A 404-nucleotide genomic window follows, 5' to 3' on the forward strand; every position below is an offset into this window, starting at 1 on the left:
CCTGTTACCGCCCGTAGACAGCGAACAGCTTCCTGTTGGAAAATTGCGGCTTCTGCGCGGCGGTGTGCTGGCGGGCAGCGTGGTGAAAAAGCGCTTCCAGCCTGCCCACGCCCTGTTTATGGCCTATGGCGCGGCCTGTACCAACCGGGAGGAACTGACACGGGACGATCCGCGGACCATTGCCTGGCTGCGTGGGGAAGAAATTGAGGCGGGTACGGCACAGAACGGATGGTGTGCTGTCTGCGTGGACGGATTCCCGCTGGGAGCAGGAAAAGTGAGTGGCGGACGCATCAAAAATCACTATCCCAAGGGACTGCGCAACCTGGGTTGACAACAAAAAACAAAAATATCGCGACCGGTTATGTAAGAATTTTCCGGTCGCGGTTGTTTTTTCTTATAGGGCG

1 protein-coding gene is annotated in these 404 nt (G+C 56.9%); it reads left to right on the top strand.

From position 1 onward, the window contains the following. Positions 1–331, top strand: a 331-nt coding sequence (locus H6B10_RS15535; protein WP_204652367.1) for an RsmF rRNA methyltransferase first C-terminal domain-containing protein, incomplete at its 5' end; no start/stop codon positions are given. Between the last annotated feature and the right edge of the window lie 73 nt (positions 332–404).

The organism is Gemmiger formicilis (assembly GCF_016901605.1).
GTDB lineage: Bacteria > Bacillota > Clostridia > Oscillospirales > Ruminococcaceae > Gemmiger > Gemmiger formicilis_B.